This is a genomic window from Bifidobacterium sp. POST2/T3 (B1) (assembly GCF_058197115.1).
In genome coordinates, this window is sequence record NZ_JBVPQK010000236.1 from 1 (window position 1) to 4,045 (window position 4,045).

The following is a 4,045-nucleotide window of genomic DNA, read 5'->3' on the forward strand; positions in this document are numbered from 1 at the left end:
AGACACTCGTATATCGTCGTTAATCCTTGGTTCGTCGCTAATGATGACTCCTTCTCAAATACCACAACATCCACTGCTCGGCGAAGAACCCATAGGTTTCGAACATAGCCCTCGCAGCCGTACGGCAACGAAACAGCCTATGCCTGCACCGCACATAATGACAACCAGCCGTTACCGGCGCAGGTCGAACCCGAAGCCATGGAAGGCTCCCAGGTGGGATCATCCGCTTTCTTGATTTCTCAAGCCGGATAATAGTATAACACAGCCCTCAGGACAGATCCCTAGGCATGAAGATCCAGCAACCCTGGCTTGGCCCCGTCGTGGTTGAAGTAAACGTCATACCAGGTCAGGAAGGAGTAAACAGTCCAGATCTTCCGGCGGGCATCGTTGCGCTTGGCATAGTTGTCATCCAGCATCCGCAGCAGGGCCTCCTGGTCGAAGAACTCGGACACCCACTCCTGCTCGAACAGGCTGCGGACCAGCCGATAGTAACGCTCCTGATGCAGCCAGTCCCGGATTGGCACGGGAAAGCCCAGCTTTTCTCTGGCGGACCACTCTCTGGGAATATGACGGTCAGCAGCCTTGCGGAAGGTGAACTTGGTGTTCTGATCAGTGATCAGGTATCTGGTAGGCACCTTCTCGGCCACATCCATCAGCTTGCGGTCCAGCAAGGGAACCCGCAACTCCACCGAGTGGGCCATGGTCATCTTGTCGGCCTTGAGTAGGATGTCCCCGGGCATCCACTGATGTATGTCCAGATACTGCTTCTTCTTAATCTCGGACAAGTTGCGCCCCTTGAGTCGGGCATATATCCTTCCGGTGATCTCAGAGACTCTGGGAGCCTTGCGATAGGCCGGCTTGAGCAGTTTTCCGGCCTCGTCCTCGCCGAAGACCCTGGCCTGACCGATGAAATTCTCCTCAGCAGGGGCCAGGTTGGCATACAGGTGCCAGGCTCCGTGGAAGTGCTTGCCCTTGGCCCAGCGTCCGATAGCGTACCGAGCCTTGCGGGGCAATCGTCCCAGAAGGCGGGTGACATCCTTGATGATGCGCGAGCGCGTATGCACCCCGTAGTCTATATAACCGGCGAAGAGCTCGTCGGCGCCCTCCCCGCTCAGTACTACGCGCAGGTCTCGGCTGGCCAGCTCGGAAAGGAAGAAGAGCGGCACGCAGGAGGGATTCGAGTCAGGTTCGTCCATGTACCACTGGATCTGTGGGAAGTAGCTGAAGGCCTGGTCGCCGTCCAGGGACTCGCTGGTGTTGTTGAGATTGAGCATGGAGGCCAGTTCGCTAGCCTGGTCGGACTCGTTGTAGGTCCCCTTGCCAAATCCGATTGAATAGGTATGCCGGGGACGTGCCAGGGCTGTGACATAGCTGGAGTCCACCCCCGAAGAGAGAAAGGAACCCACCTCCACATCGGCTACCTGGTGGGCCTTGACAGAGTCCTGAACGGTCTTGTCAATCGCGTCGACCAAGTCCTTCAGGCTCTGCTTGCTCTCTCCAAATGCCGGATCGTAATACTGGTGGATGTCCATCTTTCCATCCCGAAAGGTGAACCAGTGACCCTCGGGAAGTTTGAATACGCCCTTGAAGAAAGTCTCAGGGAGCGCCGAATACTGGAAGGTCATGTAGGGACGCAGGGCCTGGTTGTTGAGCTCCTTGTGGAAATCTGGATGCTGCAAGAGACTCTTGATCTCCGAGGCATACATAAAAGTACCGCCCATCCGGGCGTAATAAAAAGGCTTAATACCGAAATGATCCCGGGCCCCGAAGAGCTCGCCGCGGCCACGGTCCCATATGACGAAAGCGAACATGCCACGCAGACGGTTGACAACCTGGTGGCCCCACTGCTCGTAACCATGCAGGATGACTTCGGTGTCCGACTCGGTGGAGAAAGTATGGCCCAGGTCGATCAGTTGGCGGCGCAGTTCGCGGTAGTTGTAGATCTCCCCGTTCATGGTGATGGCCATGGAGGAGTCCTCATTGAAGATGGGCTGGTCGCCGCCCTGCAAATCGATGATGCTGAGGCGCCGAAAACCCAAGGCCACCCGCTCATCCACGAAATGACCCTCGCTGTCAGGCCCACGGTGGGCGATGATATCTGTCATCCGCTTAAGCACTGCCGTCTTTTCCTCGGCAGAGGCGTCGTTGACGAACCCAGCAATCCCGCACATAGGCCTGACTCCTTATTAGTTCACCAAGAGCCCACAATAGACCAAGAGGGCAACAGAAACAGGAAACAAACGAACCTTATGAGTAGACTGCGCCGGAACCCCCATAGGCTGAAAGCTCCGACGTGCCAATGACAGCAGAACTGTCATTATATTGCTGCATCCACCAGGGGCAGGTAATCTCCGTAGCCCTCCGCCTCCATCCGGTCCCGCGGCACGAATCGTAGGGCGGCGGAATTCATGCAGTAGCGCTGCCCGCCACGGTCAGCCGGGCCATCGTCGAAGACATGCCCCAGATGGATGCCGGTCTGTGCTGTCCGTACCTCGATCCGGGGCCGACCCAGCAACTTGTAGTCATTGTGATTGACCAGCAGTTGAGGGTCAATGGGCTTGGTAAATGCCGGCCAGCCACAGCCTGAGTCGTACTTGTCCGCCGAGGAGAAGAGCGGCTGCCCGCTGACCACGTCCACATAGATGCCCGGGCGAAACTCCCCGTCGTAGGCGTTGGTGAAGGGCCGCTCGGTGGCCGAGTGCTGGGTTACCTCGTAGCTTTCAGGGTCCAGGGACCAGATGCGCTCGATGTAGCGCTGGCGGGAAGCGGCATTGGCGATGGCCTCCAGGGGGATGTGGCAGTATCCGCCAGGGTTCTTGAGCAGGTAGTCCTGGTGGGACTCCTCCGCCGGATAGAAGTTGATAAGGGCCTCCACCTGCACAGCGGGATGACGGCCGGTCCGGCGCTCCAACTCCTCCAAGGCGCGACGGAAGACGGGCTCCTCCTGCTCGCGATGCTCGGGATCCCAGTAGAGGCCGCTGCGGTACTGCCTGCCCCGGTCGTTGCCCTGCCGATCCACCGAGAATGGGTCGATCAAATCCAACAGAAGCAGGGTCAGGGTCCGTAGAGTGACGGTTTGGGGATCATAGGTCAGCCGCACACTCTCCACGGCGTCGGTGACACCGCTGCAGACCTGCTCATAGCTGGGGGCGGGCACTGTGGACTGGGCGTATCCTACCTGGGTGTCAATGATCCCGTCCACCTCTTGGAAGAACCGCTCGATGCCCCAGAAGCATCCCCCAGCCAGGACGACCGTGGCCAGGTTGTTGGTCGAAACCTTGTTCTTGTCCATGATTCCTCCTCACGTACCGGTGCCTATCGTTAGGTTCAACAAGAGCCGGAGAGCCCCTATTCCGCCCTTCCAGCCTCTTGACAGCCTTCTCACATTGTCGACCAGTCTGCCCCTGCGGCGCAAGAGGCGATTATCATATGACCATTTCCAAATCGAAGCCAGGAGGTTGACCATGCAGCGAGCGCAGGAAGAGGCAGACGACGATGCGAAGTCCTCCGGGACCGTCCTCGACTCCCTGGCTGCAGCCTTTCCACGGACCCTTCCCATCTTGGCTGGATTCATGGTGCTGGGAGCCTCCTACGGTTTTCTGATGACCAGCCGTGGATTCCCGGTGATCTACCCGCTGGCCATGAGTGCCCTGATCTACGCCGGATCCATGGAGTTCGTGACCGTGGACCTGCTCATGTCCACCTTCAATCCCTGGGGCGCGCTGATGCTGACCCTGATGGTCAATGCACGGCATCTCTTCTACGGCCTGGCCATGCTGCCGGTCTTTCGAGGGACGGGCCGGAAGAAGCCCTATCTGATTTTCGGGATGTGCGATGAGACCTTCGCCCTGGAGTCCGCCGACCCTCACCCCGCCGGAACCGACAAGGGCTGGTACCTCTTCTTCGTCACCCTGCTTAATCAGATCTACTGGGTGGGCGGAGCCACCCTGGGCGCTGTGCTGGGCAACCTGGCGAACTTCGACACCCGGGGGCTGGATTTCGTGCTGACCGCCATGTTCCTGGTGCTCTTCCTGGAGCAGTGGCG

Annotated in this window: 3 protein-coding genes; 1 reads left to right on the forward strand and 2 read right to left on the reverse strand. The window is 58.8% G+C overall.

What is annotated here, in order from left to right:
• Positions 1 to 281: 281 nt before the first annotated feature.
• A complete protein-coding gene (asnB, locus tag AC0AP0_RS09675; protein WP_445342499.1) occupies positions 282 to 2,171 on the reverse strand; it encodes an asparagine synthase (glutamine-hydrolyzing) in 1,890 nt (629 codons plus the stop codon).
• 146 nt (positions 2,172 to 2,317) lie between these two features.
• On the reverse strand, positions 2,318 to 3,295 hold the full coding sequence (gene msrB, locus AC0AP0_RS09680; protein ID WP_490430311.1) for a peptide-methionine (R)-S-oxide reductase MsrB: 978 nt from the start codon (positions 3,293 to 3,295) through the stop codon (positions 2,318 to 2,320).
• Between the two features lie 169 nt (positions 3,296 to 3,464).
• Between msrB and AC0AP0_RS09685 the strand changes: the two genes are divergently transcribed.
• A partial coding sequence (locus AC0AP0_RS09685; RefSeq protein ID WP_490430310.1) for an AzlC family ABC transporter permease occupies positions 3,465 to 4,045 on the forward strand: 581 nt, incomplete at its 3' end.